The organism is Paenibacillus sp. sgz302148 (genome assembly GCF_056120465.1).
The window spans coordinates 95507-114217 of the sequence record NZ_JBVYOJ010000010.1 but is presented as its reverse complement, the minus strand read 5'-3'; the positions used below and the strand labels follow the sequence as shown (position 1 = coordinate 114217).

Below are 18711 nucleotides of genomic sequence, written 5' to 3'. Positions count from 1 at the left end.
TCGGCGTATATGCGGAAAGGCTGCAGCTATTGCTGCAGCGCTCCGTCATGGTATATCGTATACATCGTATTGTCCGCGTTTGCCGCGTCTACATCCAGCAGCATAATATCGTCGCTGCCGTCTCCGTCAAAGTCGCCGAGAACGGGGGAAGCATGGGCGCTGCTGCCCGTCATGTCGAACAGCTTCGTCAGAATGAGGTCCTGCTGAGCCGCGTCCCATTTCCATAAACGGCCTTCCATATGATTTTTCACATTGCTCACGGTAACGACCTCAAAAGCTTTGTCGCCGTCGATATCGGCCGGATAATAATTGGATAACAGTCCGTCGCCGAATGTCGTCGAAACGCTGTCTTTGAAGTTGGAGCCGTCCCACACGCAAATATGCATCTTCAGATCGTCGCCGTAATAAATCAGCTCGCTGATCCCGTTGCCGTCCAGGTCGGCCAAGAACATGTTCGTGACGCCGCCTTGTATGTCGAGCACTTTGTCCGACGGGGTTTTCGTTACGTTATAGAACACCCGGTAAGTACCGTCGTCTTTCTGCTCCAGAACGGCCAAGTCCACTTGTCCGTCGTCGTCAAGCGTGCCGACGGAAACGTTCGCGGCCTGATATTGCAAATCGACCTTGGCCACTACCGGCGTTACGCCTTGATCCAGACGCATTTCATATAGCGCCTTCGTCGAAACGGCATATACGACGTCCATATTGTTTTCTCCGGGCGACCATACGAGCTCGTACAGCGGTCCCGGAATGTCAAACACCGCCACATTCTCAAAATTGTTCCCGGCCCCGTTCCACATGAACACGTTGACCTGGGAGTTTCCGTCGTCGCCGGTGTAGCCAAGCGTAATTTCTTTCGTTCCGTCACCGTTGAAATCCGCCACTTGATAAAAGCGGAACGCGTAATTCTCGATCAAGCCTTCGCGCGCGGCAACGTACAATTGATCCATGCGCAAGCCGTCTTCGTCCTCAGATACGCCGGACGGTTCCGGTTCTGCAGGGTTTTGGGAGGGCTCATTCGGATCGGTCTGCCCGGTTCCGCCGTCTACGGGCTGTTCCTCGTTTGGCGTCAGCGTAGTGCCGGACACCTGTTGCTGCTTGCCTTTGCTAATATAGATCGTCACCAGCTGACCCTTCTCCAGCTTGGCGTCTTTGAGCGGCGATTGTTCGATAATTTTGCCCTTCTCGATCGTATCGCTAAATTTCTCCTCATCCTTGAACGTAATATTCTTATCGTATAAGACCGCTCTTGCTTCGGACGCAGTGAGTCCGACCAGATCCGGCATTTTGGTCGATCCATTGCTGAACACCAGGAATAAAGCGACCGCGCCAAGCAGTACAACGCCAAACACCGAAGCCAGAACGATCCAGATGACGGCGCTCGAGCTTTTGGGCTTCTGCGCGTGAGGCGGATACCCGTACGGTTGCCCTTGCGGGTGTACCGGAATGCCCGCATAAGGCCCTTGCCCCTGCTGCATCCCTTGCTGCGGCCAGCCGTTGCCCTGCGGCTGCTGCCCGGCGGTGGCATACGGATTCGCGCCTTGGGAAGGCTGCTGCCCGGCCGCATACACGTTCGCGCCTTGCGCCGGAGGCGTTTGATGCGGCACATGTATCGTCGCATTCGGATCCTGCGGCGCGTATACCGTCGCGTTCGGATCACGGGGCGGCTGCTGTGCCGCCTGCGCGGCTTGCGGCATCGGCACTGTGACGCCCGGATCTTGCGGCGCCGCATTTGCGCTTGCGCCAGCCGAGGCGTGGGGTACGGACGAAGGTACCGTTCCGCTTGGGAAGCCCGCATCGCTGCCGGTTAATGCCGACTGAAATTCCTGTATCGTCTGGAAGCGCTGCGGCGCCCGCAAGGCGAGCGCCTTCATCAGCGCTACCTCGGCATGCGCAGGGATTTCGATGCCCAGCTTCGACGGCGGCTCCAGCGTATCCTCGTCCATCCGATCGAGCGAGTCTGGCGGCACCTGACCCGCAATCGCGCGGTACAACGTTGCCGCCGCGGCGTACAGGTCCGTCCATGGCCCTTGCTTGCCTTTCGTCCGATATTGCTCCTCCGGGGCGTACCCCGGCTTCAGAATGACCGACAGGCTCTTGCTATGCTCCGTCACCGAATGCCGCGCCGCGCCAAAATCAAGCAGCTTCACTTGACGCTGCGTCGTAATGTAAATGTTGTCCGGGCTGATGTCCCGGTGCAGCAAGCCGTTGCGGTGCACTTCCTTCAGCGCGTCGAGCACGGGCATCATGATCGCTTGGGCCGATTCGAACGGGATTTTGCCCCCCATTTGCTCCAAGTACTGCTTGAACGTAATGCCCTCCAAATAATACATGACGAGATAAGCGGTGCCGTTTTCGCGGAAAAAGTCGCGAACCGATACGATCCCGGGCTCGTTGTTGTATTGAGCGAGTATTTTCGCTTCCTCCAAAAACTTCTCGAGACCATATTGAAAATGTTCCTTGTAGTCGCCGGAGTAGACGGACACTTGCGTTTGCTCCGCCGTCCGGGTCGCGAAATCGCGAGGCAAATATTCCTTGACGGCCAGCTTGATGTCAAGATTCATATCCCATCCCAAATACGTAATGCCGAAGCCGCCCTGACCGAGAACGCGGCCGAGCAAGTACCTGCCGTTTACGATCGTGCGGGGCGCAAGATGCTGCGGCGTTTCCGGCGGGGTTCCTTCGACAAAACCGCAGGACGGGCAAACGTCGACGTCCCCTTTGGGCGTCATGCAGCCCATGCACAGGTGCTGAAGATCCATCGTTTCACCATCTTTTCGTATAATAAACGAGCTTTTTTATTCTACAAATATCGCTATCGCCGAATAATTGTCATGCCCGGCCTTGGCCCTTCCCAGCACCCGTTCTTCCATCATGGAAAGCCATTGCCGCGGATCAGCCGATTTGGCCAAATCGATCTCCATTTCCGTCTCCGTCACGTATTCCCACAAGCCGTCGGTACATAGCAGATAGGCATCGCCAGGCTTGGCGGCTTCGGGAGGCCCGACGTCCGGCTTCGCTTCGCCTTCCGCGCCCAGCACGCGCAGCAATCGGCTGCGGTCCTCGTGATGGCGGATTTGCTCTGCCGTGATCTCGCCGATATTCACCAGGCTTTGACAGACGCTATGATCCTTCGTTTGCGTCCGGACCAAGCCGTCGCGGAACTGGTATAACCGCGAATCGCCGACGTGCGCCCAGGCGACCTTCCGGTAATCGGAGACGAGGCAAACGATCGTCGTGCGCATCGAAGCAAGCCGTTTGTCCTGCTTCTGATAGGCGTGCAGCGCTTCTTGCGCTTCCTGGATGTAGTGCCGCAGAATCGCTTCCGAATGCAGCTCCTTGCGCCCGGCCGCTTCGATAATGCGCGAGGCGGCGATGCGCGAGGCGTATTCGCCGCCTTCGTGTCCGCCGAGTCCGTCGGCGACAACCCAACAGCCGAAGCCGCCGGATTGCACGTAGTCGCAATAATCCTCGTTGATCTTGCGCCCTCCCGCTTCGCTGCTCATGGCCGCCGTAAATTTCATTTGCGTCTTCTCCTATTCGCTTATCTCACTTCGAAGTTGTATTTCGGGTTCGCCACATAAAACCGGTCCCCGGGCTGAAGAACGTAATACTTACCTGGGACGAGCCGTTCCCCGGACTGCAAATACGTGCCGTTCGAGGAGCCGTTGTCCTCCAGAATAAACTGTTTGTTCAGGCCGTCGTACTGAATCGTGCAATGCTTGCGGCTGACGTCCGTCGTGCCCGGCGAGAAAACGAGCTGGCTCTGCAGCGGATCGCGGCCGATCGCAATCGGTCCCGCCGTCAAGTCAAACGAGCCTCCGGCAAATTCGCCGGATAATCCATGCAGCGACGGCGGACCGGAAGGCACGGCCACGGCCCCTCGGCCTTGGTTCGGATCGGGCGTAGCCATATACGGCGTATTCGGCGTATTCGGCGTATTCGGCGTATTCGGCGGCGGCTGCGGAATGGAGGAACCGTGACCCGGTCCGGGACCCGGCCCGCCGCCCATGCCGAGCGCTTGCTGCTTTTTGTTGTTTTTGGCGACCGCGACGACGATGAGGACGATGATGCCGATCACGACGATGATGCCGACGACATAGCCGATTTTCTCCATGATGCTGCCGGAGGAGCTGTCAGCTGGAGCCGCGGAACGGTCCCCTCCCTTGCCGGGTTCTTCTTTGTTGCCTGTGTTGCCGGTGTTGCCCGTGCCATCCGCAAGCAAGTAGCCGATCCCGTTCTTCTCCAGCATCGGGAGCACTTCATCCACTTGAACCGCGCCGAACAATCCTTGCGCGTCCTCGCCTCGTATCGTAATCGTATTGATGCCGATGACTTCCCCGTTATCGTTGACTAAAGGACCGCCGGAGTTGCCGTGGTTAATCGCGGCATTCACTTGATACATCTTCCGTCCTTGGACTTTATCTTCGACGAATTTACTGATATTCCCTTGATTGATCGTCACGTTCTCCGGCCGGGAGTCGATATCCGTTTTCCCGAACGCCTCGTCGGCAAGTCCCGGAAAGCCTAACGTCCACACGTGCTCGACAGGGCTTACCTTATCGCTCGTCAACACTTTAAACGGATCGATATCAAGCGGCTGCTCCAGCTCCAGAATCGCCAAATCTTTTTCGTTCAAGGAAGAGAAATCGATGACTTTCGCCGGTATGAACGTATCCTGCCGATCGTCGTGGTGCACGTATATTTTGGCGGCGCCTTCGATGACATGATGATTGGTTACAAAATATTTCACCGGCGACGTTTTGCCGACCGGCCATCCCGTACCGATGAACATTTGATTGTCCGCCGTAACGTTCACGATTCGAACGACGCTATTGCGCACCTTTAATATACGGTCTTGAACCGCATCCGCGGAGACGATCGGAGCATAGCTCAAGAACAAAAATACCCCGATGATGCCGAAGCTTGCTATCTTCCGAATCATTGCCTTCATTTGCGCGTTTACCTCCTCTTACCTGTATGCTAATATCGCAACCGTCACGTTGTCCTGATTCGCCCTGCCCTTCGACAAGGCCGCTTGAACGAGCAGCTCCGCCATGCTTTGCGGATTATCGCCGCTCATCAGACACTGAATCATTTCGTGCTCGCTCACCGATCCGTACATTCCGTCGCTGCACAACACGATGCAATCGCCCGTCCGGAGCGGATACGCCCGCAAATTCTGGTCGATTTCCTGCACCTCCGCAATGCCGAGATAGCTCGTAAGCGTGTGGCGTTCGGGATGCCGCTCCGCTTCGGCGCGCGATATTACGCCTTGCTTCACCTGCTCGTTCAGCTGGCGCGCGTACACATGATCCGTCGTGAGTTGGGACAATGAACCGGCGCGGTATAAATAGATTCGGCTGTCGCCGACGGAAGCCCAGTAAAGCCCTTCGTCCCGTATGACCGCGGCAAGCAGCGTGGTGCCTAAATTCCATTCCATACCGTTATCTACCGCCAGCTGGTACACCGCCGCGTTCGTACGGTGCACCGAACGGCGCAGCGCTTCCGGGATCGGCTCGCCTTCGGTCACGGCGGCAAGCTCGGCCAGCATGGCGCGAACGGCCAAATTGCTCGTTTCGCGGCCCATGGCGAGTCCCCCCATGCCGTCCGCCAGTACGGCGTACGTACCGAATCGCCGGACCAGCGCCGCATCGTCGAAGTCGGAGAAGCCGAACGCATCCTGCTGCTCCTGCCGGGCCCCGACATGCTGGGCGTTGCCCGGCACGATTCGCCTGGCGGCTGCGGCTTCCCCTTGCCGGGTCGGCACGGCCGCGGCCGTTTGTGCCGCTGCGTCGGCGACGACGCCGGCATGCGCCGCGCTCAGCCGGCGACGCCGGCGCTGCCGCAGGATCGCCCAGCCGGCCGCCGCGCCGATCAGGACGCAGCCCGCGGCGATCGCTGCGATGACGACCGGCTGCTGCCAGCGGAAGCCGGTGCCGGTGCCGGCGTCAGCCGCCGCTGCGCCCGGCGGCATGAACTCGGCCGCCACGGCATCCTTGTCGCGCAGCCTGATGGCTTCGCCGGCCACGCAATCTTCGCAAGCGAGCCCGACTTCGGCGCGTTCGGCGAGCCGCATCATTAGCGGCTTCTTCGTACCGGCTTGATTCATCGCGAGGCTCGCAGTATGAGCCGCCCGCTCCTGCCCTTCGGCCGCCGCCGGCTCCACGCTAAACAGCGCGAGCAGCAAGAGCAGCGCGCCCGCAAGCGCCGTCAGCCTTGCAGCAAGAAGCCTTGTTCGCAATTCCAGTTCCCCCAATGCCAACACTCCCTGTTATAATCTCGATACGACAACCAATATCGCAAGAACGATGCCGATAATGGACATGATCTGGCCCGCTTTGGCATGGCCTTGGCGGCGTACGGACAACTTGCCCTTCTTCACCGCGACGAGCCCGACGATGCCGGCAATCAAGCTGATGATCGGAATCGAGGAGAATAGGATGGATACGATGCCGAGCACCATCGACGTGGTCGCCTGCTGGTCCGCATGAGCATTTTCCGTGCCCGCAAGCGGCAGCGGCGCATTCGCCTGAACCGGTCCAGGCCCTGCTTGGATCCCTTCGGCTTGTTCTCGGAAAGGGCGATCTGCCGCGAGCCGATCCCCATATCCCTCGACCGGGGCCGCGGATTGCCCGCTCCCCGCAGCCTGGCGGCGGTCGTCATTCTCTTCGCGATAGTGCCGCGCCTCGAGCGCCCCATCCGCCTGCGCGGAAACCGGCGAACCTGTAATCGCACGCTGGAACTGGCGCATCGTCTGGAAACGGTCCCCGGCCCGCACGTGAAGCGCCTTCATGATAGCCGCCTCCATGTCCGGCCGGATGACGATTCCGAACGCCGACGGGGGCGCCAACGAATCCGCCTCCAACCGCTCCAGCGCTTCCGTCGGCACTTGGCCGACAATCGCCCGATACAGCGTTGCCGCAACCGCGTACACGTCGGTCCATGGACCTTGCTTGCCGCGAGTGCGGTATTGCTCCTCCGGCGCATAACCCGGCTTCAAAATAACGGACAAGCTTTTGCTGTGCTCCCGCATCGCATGCCTGGCCGCTCCAAAATCAAGCACCTTTACCTGCTTGCCATATGTAATGTAGATGTTGTCCGGGCTTATGTCGCGATGCAGCAGCCCGGTCGAATGCACTTCTTCCAAAGCGTCCATGACCGGCATCATGATCGCAAGCGCCGTTTCGGCCGGCAAACTGCCGCCCTGTTGATCGAGATATTGTTTGAAGGTCAATCCTTCAAGGTAGTCCATAACAAGGTAAGCCGTATCGTTTTCGGCGAAAAAATCGAGCACCGAAACGATCCCCGGATGGTCCGCGAACCTTACGAGCACGTTCGCCTCATCGAGAAACTTATTCAGACCGTGCCGAAAGTCATCGGCCGAGTATACCGTTACCTGCTTTTGCTGAGATCCTCTTGTCGCAAAATCGCGAGGCAAATATTCTTTGACCGCCCGTTTCCGTCCAAGCTCAAAGTCGAAGGACAAATACGTAATCCCAAAGCCTCCGTGTCCGAGCACCCTGCCTAACACGTAACGGCCGTTGCCGACTCTCGTCCCCGGCTCCAGATGGATCGGCGATTGCGCCGGAGCCCCTTCCGGCCATCCGCAGCGCGGGCAATTCGCGATATCGCCCTTCGACTCCATGCACCCCATGCAAAGCCTGTTCATCCCGTCCCCCCCAGCCGTTTTGAACAAAAAAAACAACCCTAAAAGCATCCTTTAAGGGTTATTCGTTAACGATCCCGTCTATTCGTAACAACGGTATGGTTGAAATCAAAATGTCCGCTCCACCTTTAGCACTATTTTCCTACATCATATTATACTACGCCAGTTCCATATTACAACAGTTTTCCTTCCTAATAATGGGCTAAAACCTGCGCCGCTACAGCTTTTTTTGGGAAATCGGGGTGAATGATCCAATTCGATTGTCGCAAAAAAAATCCCCCGCGCCTTATAAGCGCGAAGGAGTTGCAGCGTTCTTCGTTGTATCCACGAGCGGCGGTTACCAAGCGTAAGCTTTTGGCGCATCTCCGCCGGGACCCGGGAAAATTTCGTCGAGCCGGGCGAGCGTCGCCGCATCCAGCTCCACCTCGACGGCGCGCAGCGAGCTTTCGAGCTGTTCCGCCGTCCGGCTGCCGATAATCGGCGCGGTGATAACCGGGTTCGCGAGCATCCAGGCAAGCGCAACGACATCCTCGCGTTCGCCGAGCTCCGCGCACAGCGCCGAGAATGCCTCCAGCTGCGGACGCAGCTTCTCGACGCGCTCCTGATTGCTGATGCCGCGCAGACCGACGCCTTTCAGCGCATTGCCGCCAAGCAAGCCGCCTTCCAGCGGGCTCCACGGAATGACGCCGAGGCCTAGTCCCTTCGCCGCAGGCAGCACTTCAAGCTCCGGCAAGCGGCACAGCAAACTATACTTGTGCTGCTCGGACACGAGACCGAGGAAACCGCGCGCTTTTGCTTCGCCTTGCGCAACGGCGAGGTCCCAGCCAGCAAAGTTACTGGAACCGACGTATCCGATTTTACCTTGCTGCACCGCCGTTTCGAAAGCGCCCCACAGCTCATCCCATCCCACTCTGCGATCCACGTGATGCATCTGGTACAGTTCGATAAAATCGGTTTGCAACCGGCGCAGCGAGCCTTCCAGATGGCGGCGGATTTTGTAAGCGGACAGCCCGACTTCATCGTTCGGCCCGTCGAGCTTATCATGCATGTCGCCGTACACTTTCGTCGCCAGCACGACCTTCTCGCGGCGTCCCCCGCCCTGCTTGAACCAGCGGCCGATGATCGTCTCCGTCAGACCGGATTTTTCGCCCCAGCCGTAAATATTCGCCGTATCAAAAAAGTTGATGCCCGCATCCAGCGCGGCGTCCATCATGCGGAACGCCTCTTTTTCTTCGGTATGCACGCCGAAATTCATCGTTCCGAGACACAAGCGGCTGACCCGCAATCCCGTTCTGCCCATTGTCGTATACTTCACGAAACATCCTCCTTAGATTCATTGTATGATCGTGCACGAAGCCTGCAGTTCAAAGTATAAAGAATGCGCCCGCAAATGGAAAGGAGTCACTCCAGCCTCCTACGCTAACGCTTCGAGGTTGGAGCTTGTCGGTAACCGGTAGTACAACCGTGCGCGCATCGCGCACTCCTACCTTTTCTCACCTAGACATCTCAGTGCACCTCAGGATCTCCCTTCGGACGAAACTTTCATGCCGGGTCGTTCGTTTTATAGACGACGAATTATGATATATAATAGACTAGGTTATTATCCAGCATTATCCACAACGCCGGAACAGAAGGAGAATCCTGTGAGTTTATTGCGGAACATATCATCCCAAAAAGAAATTATGCTGTATGCCGTCATTTTATTTATCGTCGAGTTCGTGCGGGGTGCGGCCCTTATCAGTTTTTTGCCGATTTACGGGGAAAAGGTGCTCCATATCTCGGTCGAAATTATCGGCATTGCGATCACGGCCCATTATTTGACCGACACCGCCCTTAAGATGGCGATCGGCTACCTGCTTGACCGATTTTCGATCCGTTTTATCGTCCATACCGGACTTTTCGTCTCGCTCGTCGGCGTTTTCCTGCTGCAATACGCGGATGCGGCTTGGCTGTTCATTCTGGCCTCCGCGCTGTACGGCGTCGGCATTTCGCCGATTTGGATCGTTTGCCTGAGCAAAGTTACCGAAGAGAAACGCGCCACCCAGATGGGCTTCCTGTATACGATATGGCTTGTCGGCCTCGGTTCCGGACCGGTTGTCGCCAACGTCATCATGGACCTTAGCCACGTGTTCACGTATTGGACGCTCACGATCCTGTCGCTTGCCGCATGGATCTTATCGTTGTTCGTGACGAATCAGAAAATGACGTCGATGACGTCGCTTCCCTTCCGCGAACAGCTGCATATTTTGTGGGACAGGCTCAAGGCGATGAAGCTGCTGCTGCCCGGCATGATCCTGCAGACGACCGGCGCCAGCATGCTCGTCCCGATCCTGCCGAGCTTCGCCGAGCATAGCCTTGGATTGTCCAGCACGCATTATTCGCTGCTGCTGCTCATCGGCGGCGGCTGCACGGTCGTCGCGCTCATTCCGATGGGCAAGCTGTCCGACGCCTTCGGCAAAAAATGGTTCCTCGTCGTCGGCTTCTCCATCTTCGCGCTTGCGCTGTACGCCTTGACGCAGAATCCGACGCTGGCCGTTTGCCTAATCTACGCCGTCGTGCTCGGCGTCTCCTATTCCGCCGTGCTTCCAGCCTGGAACGCGCTGCTGGCGCAATACGTCCCGAAGACGCAGCAGGGGCTCGGCTGGGGCATCTTCTCCACCGTCGAAGGCATCGGCGTCATGATCGGCCCGGTGCTCGGCGGGGTTCTTGCCGGCACGTTCGGCGAGACGAAAACCGTCTTGATCAGCGCCGTCCTGTTCGGCTTGATCGGTTTATTCTACGTCGCGTTCCCGTTCCGTATTTTCAGCGGCAACGAGAGCCGATAGGCGGCCCGCCGGCGCTATGGCGCAGCACGGGGGGACGGTACCGTGGGCACGGCACTGTCGGCACGGTATTGTCGGCTCGGTATTGTCGGCTGGCATACGGCAAGACAACCAACCATTTCGAATCGAGTCGATTCAAAATGGTTGGTTGCTTTTCTCTTGGATGCAGGATTCACGCAGTTAGAATAAAATTCTTTTGAAAAAGCGGATTTACTTACACCCCGGACTCATTCATCTTTGTGCTCGATGGCGATCCGCAGCTACTCTTCCAACTCTCCATACAGTATCACCATGGCCACCCTACATCTAACATTATCCCAGACCCAACCTTTACGCGCTATTCAGATAAACCTAGTTCCTGCCAAGTACCAACTACGATATCCAAGTTACTCTCAAGCACCTCAACACCCTGCCACTCCGCCTCAGTTAAACTAATATTACTCTTTTCCCTAGCTCAATCTACGAACTCTATTCCGATAAACCGGGTCTCTCGAGCACCTCAACCACAGCTACTTCATATCACTCAAACTAATATTACTCTTTTCCTGTTCAATCTCTGAACCCTACTCCTATATACCGGGTTACTTCAGGCATCCTAGCCCTACTTCGCCGCTTACTCCGAAAAATTAACTGGAAAACCTGTAGTTATTTTCTCTGACAACGCCGTATTGAGGATATTAACTGGAAAACATGTAGTTAATTTTTCGGTTTTCCCCTTTAATCGGAGAAACCCCTCATATTAACTACATAAAATCCATTTAATTATCGAAAATCGGCATATACGCGTTAATTTAACTACATATTTTCCAGTTGTTTGTTGAACGAAGGTGAACAGCCAGTAGGAGGCTCCGTCGACTTGACCTCCTGCCGCTACTCAACTGGCCCGCGTCCCTGGCTTGCCATCCACCTGCCTTAACGATCTACAGCCGCTCGAACCAGTCCCAACCTCACAGCCCGACCGACTGGCGCGAGGCGCGGCGGTAGTGCTGCGGGTTCATCCCGTAGACCTTCTTGAACATTTTGGAGAAGTAGGAGAAGTTGCTGTAGCCGAGCGACAACGCGATGTCGCTGACCGGCATCGTGGAGCCGACGATCAGCTCCCTCGCCTGCTTCATCCGCTCCCGCAGGATGTAGTCGGTCAGCGATTCGCCTGTTTCCTTCTTGAACAGCCGCGACAGGTACGCCGGATTGACGAACACATGCGACGCCAACTCCTCGCGGCTGATGTCCTCCCGCAGGTGGTCGGCGACGTATTGCTTCGCGCGCAGGATGATCGAGTCCTGGCCGGCAGCCTCGGCCGGCTCCTCGAGCACGGCCGCCACTACCCGGTGCGCCCACGCCTCCAGCTGCGCGACCGACCGGGTCGCCGCGGCACGCTCCGGCACGCTGGCGGCGGTTAGCCGAGCATGCGCCGACAGCCCTTTTTTCTGCAGCACGTAATGGATCATTTGCAGCAATCCGTCGTAGTATTCGCCGAGCGTCCTGGCGCTTAACCCCGTCCCTCGGCTCAACACTCCACACGTTTCGGCGATTAGCGAATCGACCTGCGATTTGTTGCCCTGCTCGATAAGCGCGGCCCATGCGGAGAACACCGGCAGCTCGACGGATGCCGCCGGCCCGTCACCGCCTCTATCTCCATCCTGCATATCATGCAAGAAATAGACGTCCTTCGCTTTATTCACGTTGTTGTACTCCATGTCCAGCAGCTTCGCGTACGTCGCGCAAGCTTCCGCAACCTGCGAAGGCAAGCCGACGTAACAAGACACCTCGCAGTAAAAATACGTTGCGCACGCCTCAATGTACTTGCGGCACCGCTCGCGCAGCTCCTCCCGCTCCGGCAGCGCCGTCGACTCGCCGCCGTACAGCACCGCTACGTTGATGCCGCTCTTCACCTGCACCACTTCGCCAGCGCCCCCGGTTAAGAGCAGCTCGGCCGCGGCATTGCGCAGCGCGTACTCCATCACTTCTTCGTCCCGCGCATCCAGATGCTTGTTCCACCGCTCGATGCTGATGAACAACGGCAGTACCCGGCTATCCTGCCTTAGCGGAAGCTGGTATTCGTCCGCAAGCTTCGGCAAATTCTCGCCCGTTACCGCGATTCGTCGCGAGAACAAGTCCTGCCAGAACTTTTCGGTGAGCACGTTTTTTTTCGTCTGCCACAAATCGTAATACGTTTTGTACTTTTCCTGATTCCGTTCGTCTTTGATGCTCTCGAGCGCAGCGGCGACAGTCGACGCTAGCACGCCGTAATCGACCGGCTTGAGCAAGTAGTCGAAGCTGTTCAGCTGTATCGCTTTTTGCGCGAACGCGAAGTCGGCGTGGCAGGTCAAGAAGATCGTTTCCGTCGCCGGCGACGTTTCGTTCACCCAGGCGGTCAGCTCCAGTCCCGTTCCCTTCGGCATTTCGATATCGCACAGCATGACGTCGATCGGCGTCGTCTCGAAGATGGCCATCGCTTCCTTGACGTTGTAGGCCACATGCACCTCATCGATGCCCAGCTTCGCCCAGTCCACGCCCGCCTTCAAGCTTTGCACGGCATACCGCTCGTCGTCGACGATCAATAATTTATACATGATGAACGCCCTCCAAATGTTGAATCGGAATCCGAATTCGCACGACCGCACCGCCTTCCTGCGCGTTCCCGAACGTCACTTCCGCCCGCGGATATTGCAGCAACAGCCGATGGTGCACGTTCCAGATGCCGAGATGAAGATCGCCTTCCCCGGCAAAATACCGCCCCGACTGCAGCTCCGCCAAAATGTCCTCCGCAAAACCGCTGCCGTTGTCTGCGATCGTCGCTTCATAATAATCTTGTCCGTCAACCTTCACGTCGACCGCAATATGGAACGGCTGGTCGCCCATTTCAAAGCCGTGCTTCATCGAATTTTCGACGAACGGCTGCAGGATGAGCGGCGGAATAAGCGCTGTCCGGAGTACCGGATCAACGGAAATGCGGTACGTCATATGGTCCGGGAACCGAAGCTGCTGAATCCGGAAATAGCTTTCCAGGTGCTCCAGCTCCTCCGCCAGTGTCACTTGGGATACGCCCGTTCGGGTGACGAACCGAAAATATTTGACGAGATGCAGCGACATTTGTTCGATCAGGTCATAATTTTTCATTTTGCTCAAACTATAAATGATGTTGATGGAATTAAGCAGGAAATGCGGGTTGATCTGCACCTGCAAATGTTTCAGCTCGGCTTTGTGCGCTTTGATCTGCTCCTCGTAAACGTCGATCGTCAGCTGCTGGATTTGCGAGGCCATTTCGTTGAACGTTTCGTTGATCAAGACGAAATCCTTCGTCTGGTCCTCCGGCAGCCGGACGTTCAAGTCACCCTGCCTGATCCGGCGCATCCCGCGCGTCAGCTCGTTGATCGGCCGCAGGATGCCGCGGTTCAGGAACAGCAGGTACAAGAGCAGAAGAATACCTCCGCCGATCGGCACGATATAGATCAATTTTTTGAAAAAAGGCAGCTGCTGCAGCAATTGGCGCTCCGGAATAAGCACGACCAGCCGCAGTCCGGCCGACGGCAACGGATTGCTGACCGCGATATACGATTCATTGGCGCCTTTGACCGTCTGGTAAAATTGCTCCGGATCATACGGGATCGCTTCGAGCTGCTCCTGGGTCAAATCGCCGGTGCTTCCACTCGCAAGCGCTTTCCCATCATCCGACACGAACACCGCGAAACCTTCGCCTTGCGCTTGAATCAAGTCCAGCGGAATCATGAGCCGGTTCAGGATGACGACCGTGCCGATATAAGAGCCGAATTCCGTCGGCACGATGCGGATGAGCGCATGTTGTCCGGCGTATTCGAGCAGATTCCACTTGTAGTACACGGAGCTCCCCTGCTTCATATGCCCAAGAATGTCCTTAATCGAAGTTTTCAGCGTTTCTTCCGCGTTATAATTGTTCAAACCGACGACCGGGGTCGAGAAAAAATCCTTTTTGTCCTTGTAATACACGAAAAACATTGACGCCGGATCATGGTAGCTGATAGCGGAAGACAATAAGCCGTATAAGGCGTTTTTGGCGTAGAAATACCGGTCGGAATCCTCCGCGCCGGCCGCGAGTGCGGCGAAATTGTAATCCTGCGTCGCCAAATTGTATAAATAGTTGCTTTGCGTGGACAACGCCGCTTCGATCCGGTTCGAGTAGAGCATCAGCAGCTTTTTGTTCGTTTCCGCGACTTGCTCCCGCACGACATCGGAGGCGTACAGATTGTTATACAGCAGCAGCACGATCAAAGGCACGGCAACCGCGACAAAACCGGCGATCAGCTTCGCTCGGAGCGATGTTCGAATGTTCATATTTCCCCACCTGACGGCGCAAAGCCCGCATTTTATAACCTCAGTGTACAACGTCCCCGCCGTCCGGCAAACCGGTAAATCCTCCTGCCGCGGCGATGCCGGCAAACGCCAAATACGGGTCAACCCCCGTTTTCGCAAAACGCATCGCGCTTACGATAACAAGGGTTACCCGTTGTCGATCTTTATTTTTTCGCGTTCTTCCACTCATCGAGCTGCTTCTGCACCTCGGCCAGCACCTTGTCGATGCCCGCTGCTTTTTGCTTGGCGAGCCACTCGGGGATCGCTTTCTCCGGATCGAGCGTGCCGGTTCTGACGCCGTTCATGTATTGCTTATCCACATTGCTGAGCGCGGCGATCTCGTTTTTGACCGGCTGCGGATTGAAGTTGAAGCCGATCGCCGGCGACATGGTCGACGTCTCGTTGAATTTGGCGAAGTTTTCCCATTTTTGCGGGTCTTCGTTTTTGAACAGGTAGCTGTTAAGCTGATTGCCGAACATCCATGCGGCGTTCTGGTAGCCAACGGAGTCGACCGTTTGGCCTTGCGGGAAATCGATCACATTGTCCGATACTTTCACGAAATGTTTGCCTTCAACGCCCCAATCGAGCATGTTCAGCAGTTTCTTGTCGGTGTACAGCATGTTCATGAACATCATTGCTCTCTCCGGATTGTCCGAAGTCCGCGAGATCGCGAGCATCGCCCCGGTAACGTCGTCCGTCGTCGTGTACGTCGAGTCGGTTGGCAGTTGCACCAGGTCGACATTGTATTGGACCGACATTTCCTTGTCCTTGCCAGGCTTCAGGTTCGAGTAGATGGCAAACGCTTTGCCTGCCGCCACCATCTTCATCGCTTGCTCATCGGTTATCGTTGCGGCGTCTTTGTTGATGTAGCCTTTATTGTACCAGTCGCGAATGTGCTTCATCCGCTCCATGTATTTTGGGTTTTCTTGCCCAATGAACGCTTTCAGGTCGCCCGTGCGGATGTCGATGCTCACTCCGGGGCCAACCGGGTCCCACAGGACGTCGTCTTCCTCGAACGACGGATTGCTCGGTCCGACAAGCGGCCAAATGCCGGGTTCGTTGTCTTTGATCGTCTTGAACATTGCTTCGACGTCGGCGCGTGTCTTCACTTTGCTCAGGTCGAACTTGTATTTGTCGATCAAATCTTTGCGGAACAGGAACCCGTTCGCTGCTCCGATTTCTTTGTTGGTTGGAACCGCATAGTTATGCCCGCCGATTTTGTTGCCGTTCATGAAGTTCGGGCCAACCGTCGTCGGGATATCTTTGCCGTATTGTGCGATCAGATCGTCAAGCTCGATGAACTGGCCTTTCGCGACATCGTCGCGGTAGCCGAACCACCCCGCCGTAAAGATGATATCGAACTTTTCGTTGGAAATTTTCATCAGGTTCGTTTTGTCGCCCCAAGCTCCCCAGTCAATCGGGCGCAGCTCGATCGTGGCGTTGATTTTTTCGGACAAATATTTGCTTAATTCCGCTTGGACGGTTTCCAAATCTTTCGTCGCCGAACCCGGGTACACGAGCACGATTTTATAAGGATCCAGCTTGCCGCCAGGCTCCGCGCCGGACTCCCCTTTCGAGCCGCTTTGGCCTTCGTCTTTTTTCGCGCCGCAACCGGCGAGCGCCGCCATCAGTAAAACCATCAACGCAGCCAGCACAATCGCCGCTTTTTTTGTTTTTAACACGTTAACCCCTCCCGAGAATCGATACAAGTTCAAACGACTTCAACATTGAATGAGTGCATGACAACCATGATTCCGCATACAAACCGTTATCCATCTATTGTACATCCTAGAGCAAGCCTCAATACAACCCGCTGCCGCCCATCACCCCTTTCAAGATAGATGCACATTTTAAGTCTTAACCTTTCACCGCGCCGACCGTAATGCCTTGAATGTAATACTTTTGGAAGAACGGATAAGCCAGAACAATCGGCCCCATGCCGATAATCGCCATCGCCATCCGCACCGTCTCCGTCGGCATCGTCGACAGCAGCTCGGATACTTGCGAGTTTTCCGATTTGGTCGCGAGAAATTGAATGTTGGTGAGCGTTTTGGTCATTAAATATTGCAGGTTGTACAACTTCGTATTATCGATGAAGATCATGGCGTTGAACCAGTCGTTCCAATACGACAGTGTATTGAACAAAGATACGGTAGCAATGACCGGCATCGACATCGGAATGACCATTTTCAGAAAAATCCGGAATTCGCCCGCGCCGTCGATCGTCGCCGACTCCAATACCGATTCCGGTATCGAGGTCGAAAAGAACGTCCGCATCATCAGCACGTTGAAGGCGCTCATAAGCAAGTTCGGCACCAACAAAGCGAATAACGTGTCCTTAATGTTAAAAACTTGCGTATATATCATGTACCAAGGAACGAGTCCGCCGCCGAACAACATGGTAAAAAAGATGAAAAAGGACAGCGTGTTCTTGAACGGCAAATCCTTCTTGGATATCGGATACGCGTACAGCGCCGTAATGAGTACGCTGATCAGCGTCCCGCCGATCGTCACGGCAAACGTGACGCCATAGGCGCGCAATATGCCGGAGAAATCGTTCCATAGGAACTGGTAGGCGGCTAAGCTGAACTGTTCCGGCCAAATGGAATACCCGTGCAGCGAGATTGATTTCTCATCGCTGATGGATACGGCAATGACTAGCAAAAACGGAAATATCGATGCGATCGTAAACAGCCAGAATACGGTGTGATTGATTTTGTTCGCGATGTTGCTCATTTCGCTGACCTCCTGATCTATGGCGTGACGGCCAAGGACGTGAAACGATAAAGTCTTGTATTTTTTAAAATAAGGCGTCGCTTTTGCTGATTTTGCGTACCGTGTAGTTGGCCACCAGAATCAGGACGAAGCATACTGCTGACTGATACAGTCCCGCCGCCGAAGACATGCCGATGTCGCCAAGCGAAATCAACGCGCGATAAACGAACGTGTCGATTGTATTCGTTACCGGGAACAACGGACCGGAGTTCATCGGCACTTGGTAGAACAAGCCGAAGTCGGAACGCATGATGCCGCTAATTTGCAGCAGCGTCATAATGATGATGACCGGCATGAGCAGCGGAATCGTGATGCGCGTTATTTGCTGCCACTTGCTTGCGCCGTCGATTTTGGCTGCCTCGTAATATTCGGTATCGATGCCGATAATCGCCGCCAGGTAGATAATGCAGAGATAACCGACGTTCTTCCATACATTGACGATGACAAGAATGTAGGGCCAATATTTCGGCTCGTTGTACCACGAGATGCCGTCCATCCCGAGCATCGGCAATATTTCGCTGTTGATAAACCCGTGTTCCATGTTCAAAAAGGCGTAAACGAGATAAGCGACGATCGCCGCCGACATCAGATGCGGGAGCAGGATCGCACTTTGGTAAAAGCGGGACATCAGCTTGCTGCGCAGCTCGTTCAGTAAAATCGCCACGCCGACCGCCAGTACCAGGTTAAGGACAATGAAGACGAAATTATACGCGAGCGTATTTCTCGTAATAATGTAGGCATCCTCGGACATGAACAAAAACTTGAAGTTGTCGAAGCCGACCCAATCGCTTCCCCAAATGCCTTTGGCATAGTTGAGGTTTTTAAAAGCTAGCACAACGCCGAACATCGGCAAGTAGTTGTTGATCAGCAAATAAATGATTCCGGGCACTGTCATGAGCAGCAAAATTTTGTACTTCTTGATTCGTTTCCATAAACCGCTGCTCCGTTTTTGCGAAATTACCGTCGCCATCGTCGCGCTCTTCCTTTCTCGGATGTATACAATTGATAAGTTCGGGATCCCCGCATAACACCTGAATCACCTTCGAACCCACTTTGCGGGTTATTTTGCGGGTATTGTAGCGTGTGATCCCATCTTACCTCGCCTCGCATCGATCC

General features: G+C 55.7%; 12 protein-coding genes and 1 pseudogene. 1 reads left to right on the top strand and 12 read right to left on the bottom strand.

Features of this window, described 5'->3' with window-relative positions; translation table 11 throughout:
* Window positions 1-26: 26 nt before the first annotated feature.
* The 6 genes and pseudogenes from AC0LWM_RS16355 to AC0LWM_RS16330 form a co-directional block, all read right to left on the bottom strand.
* On the bottom strand, window positions 27-2762 hold the full coding sequence (locus tag AC0LWM_RS16355) for a protein kinase domain-containing protein (RefSeq protein ID WP_474676033.1): 2736 nt from the start codon (window positions 2760-2762) through the stop codon (window positions 27-29).
* Window positions 2763-2798: 36 nt separating this feature from the next.
* Entirely contained in the window at window positions 2799-3524 is a 726-nt protein-coding gene (locus tag AC0LWM_RS16350) for a PP2C family protein-serine/threonine phosphatase (protein ID WP_474676032.1), read from the bottom strand.
* Between the two features lie 20 nt (window positions 3525-3544).
* Window positions 3545-4774 (bottom strand): annotated as a pseudogene (locus AC0LWM_RS16345) (trypsin-like peptidase domain-containing protein); the annotation flags it as partial.
* Between the two features lie 198 nt (window positions 4775-4972).
* On the bottom strand, window positions 4973-6259 hold the full coding sequence (locus tag AC0LWM_RS16340; RefSeq protein ID WP_474676031.1) for a PP2C family protein-serine/threonine phosphatase: 1287 nt from the start codon (window positions 6257-6259) through the stop codon (window positions 4973-4975).
* A 15-nt stretch (window positions 6260-6274) separates the two neighbouring features.
* On the bottom strand, window positions 6275-7672 hold the full coding sequence (locus AC0LWM_RS16335; protein ID WP_474676030.1) for a protein kinase domain-containing protein: 1398 nt from the start codon (window positions 7670-7672) through the stop codon (window positions 6275-6277).
* Between the two features lie 334 nt (window positions 7673-8006).
* Window positions 8007-8969, bottom strand: coding sequence for an aldo/keto reductase (locus AC0LWM_RS16330; protein ID WP_474676191.1), 963 nt, complete (start codon window positions 8967-8969; stop codon window positions 8007-8009).
* A gap of 343 nt (window positions 8970-9312) precedes the next feature.
* Between AC0LWM_RS16330 and AC0LWM_RS16325 the strand changes: the two genes are divergently transcribed.
* The gene (locus tag AC0LWM_RS16325; RefSeq protein WP_474676029.1) at window positions 9313-10494 is read left to right on the top strand and encodes an MFS transporter; all 1182 of its coding nucleotides are present in this window, start codon (window positions 9313-9315) and stop codon (window positions 10492-10494) included.
* A gap of 944 nt (window positions 10495-11438) precedes the next feature.
* Here the strand turns inward: AC0LWM_RS16325 and AC0LWM_RS16320 are convergent.
* The 6 genes from AC0LWM_RS16320 to AC0LWM_RS16295 form a co-directional block, all read right to left on the bottom strand.
* A complete protein-coding gene (locus tag AC0LWM_RS16320; RefSeq protein ID WP_474676028.1) occupies window positions 11439-13064 on the bottom strand; it encodes a response regulator transcription factor in 1626 nt (541 codons plus the stop codon).
* On the bottom strand, window positions 13057-14802 hold the full coding sequence (locus AC0LWM_RS16315) for a cache domain-containing sensor histidine kinase (protein WP_474676026.1): 1746 nt from the start codon (window positions 14800-14802) through the stop codon (window positions 13057-13059). The genes AC0LWM_RS16320 and AC0LWM_RS16315 overlap by 8 nt, the downstream gene beginning before the upstream one ends.
* Window positions 14803-14842: 40 nt before the next feature.
* Window positions 14843-15010 (bottom strand): hypothetical protein, encoded by a 168-nt coding sequence (locus AC0LWM_RS16310; RefSeq protein WP_474676025.1) that lies wholly within the window; start codon window positions 15008-15010, stop codon window positions 14843-14845.
* Window positions 14985-16502: an ABC transporter substrate-binding protein gene (locus AC0LWM_RS16305; RefSeq protein ID WP_474676024.1), complete on the bottom strand. Its 1518-nt coding sequence runs from the start codon at window positions 16500-16502 to the stop codon at window positions 14985-14987. The genes AC0LWM_RS16310 and AC0LWM_RS16305 overlap by 26 nt, the downstream gene beginning before the upstream one ends.
* A 175-nt stretch (window positions 16503-16677) precedes the next feature.
* Window positions 16678-17556: a carbohydrate ABC transporter permease gene (locus AC0LWM_RS16300; RefSeq protein ID WP_474676023.1), complete on the bottom strand. Its 879-nt coding sequence runs from the start codon at window positions 17554-17556 to the stop codon at window positions 16678-16680.
* Between the two features lie 64 nt (window positions 17557-17620).
* A complete protein-coding gene (locus AC0LWM_RS16295) occupies window positions 17621-18565 on the bottom strand; it encodes an ABC transporter permease (RefSeq protein WP_474676022.1) in 945 nt (314 codons plus the stop codon).
* Window positions 18566-18711: the final 146 nt, after the last annotated feature.

What these genes read in the sequence shown, in the direction of transcription:
- AC0LWM_RS16355 (WP_474676033.1), bottom strand. Translation starts at nt 2,762, where the DNA reads ATGGATCTTCAGCACCTGTGCATGGGCTGCATGACGCCCAAAGGGGAC.
- AC0LWM_RS16350 (WP_474676032.1), bottom strand. Translation starts at nt 3,524, where the DNA reads ATGAAATTTACGGCGGCCATGAGCAGCGAAGCGGGAGGGCGCAAGATC.
- AC0LWM_RS16335 (WP_474676030.1), bottom strand. Translation starts at nt 7,672, where the DNA reads ATGAACAGGCTTTGCATGGGGTGCATGGAGTCGAAGGGCGATATCGCG.
- AC0LWM_RS16330 (WP_474676191.1), bottom strand. Translation starts at nt 8,969, where the DNA reads ATGGGCAGAACGGGATTGCGGGTCAGCCGCTTGTGTCTCGGAACGATG.
- AC0LWM_RS16320 (WP_474676028.1), bottom strand. Translation starts at nt 13,064, where the DNA reads ATGTATAAATTATTGATCGTCGACGACGAGCGGTATGCCGTGCAAAGC.
- AC0LWM_RS16315 (WP_474676026.1), bottom strand. Translation starts at nt 14,802, where the DNA reads ATGAACATTCGAACATCGCTCCGAGCGAAGCTGATCGCCGGTTTTGTC.
- AC0LWM_RS16310 (WP_474676025.1), bottom strand. Translation starts at nt 15,010, where the DNA reads ATGAGTGGAAGAACGCGAAAAAATAAAGATCGACAACGGGTAACCCTT.
- AC0LWM_RS16300 (WP_474676023.1), bottom strand. Translation starts at nt 17,556, where the DNA reads ATGAGCAACATCGCGAACAAAATCAATCACACCGTATTCTGGCTGTTT.
- AC0LWM_RS16295 (WP_474676022.1), bottom strand. Translation starts at nt 18,565, where the DNA reads ATGGCGACGGTAATTTCGCAAAAACGGAGCAGCGGTTTATGGAAACGA.